Raw genomic sequence first — 383 nt, forward strand, 5'->3', positions numbered from 1 at the left:
GCCGCAGGAGCCGAGCGACGCGGACGTGCGGCTCGCGGCCTACGCGGTGCCGTACCTCATCGCGGACCTTTCGGCGGGCACGCTGCGCGCGTTCCTGCTGCCGCGCCGCGACGAGGTGACGCTCACCTGACGGCGCTGGGCGCGGCGACGCGGCGTGCGCCGAGGTAGCGGTCCACGTAGTACTTCTCGGAGAGGGCGTTCACGGTGACGCGGCCCGAGTAGGTGTTGGCGTGGCACGAACACCTCGTTGCCGAGGTAGATGCCGACGTGCGAGACCTGCCCGCGCCCCTCGGTGTCGTAGAAGACGAGGTCGCCGGGGCGCAGGGACGCGCGGTCCACCGGCAGGCCCACGCGGTACATGTCGGCGCTCGTGCGGGGCAGGT

1 protein-coding gene is annotated in these 383 nt (G+C 72.8%); it reads right to left on the reverse strand.

Translation table 11 applies throughout. The features are described from left to right. Nucleotides 1-39 precede the first annotated feature (39 nt). A complete protein-coding gene (locus tag DEIPI_RS42080; protein WP_342667507.1) occupies nt 40-360 on the reverse strand; it encodes an NlpC/P60 family protein in 321 nt (106 codons plus the stop codon). Nucleotides 361-383: the final 23 nt, after the last annotated feature.

The organism is Deinococcus pimensis DSM 21231 (assembly GCF_000519345.1).
Lineage (GTDB): Bacteria > Deinococcota > Deinococci > Deinococcales > Deinococcaceae > Deinococcus_A > Deinococcus_A pimensis.

What these genes read in the sequence shown, in the direction of transcription:
- DEIPI_RS42080 (WP_342667507.1), bottom strand. Translation starts at nt 360, where the DNA reads ATGTACCGCGTGGGCCTGCCGGTGGACCGCGCGTCCCTGCGCCCCGGC.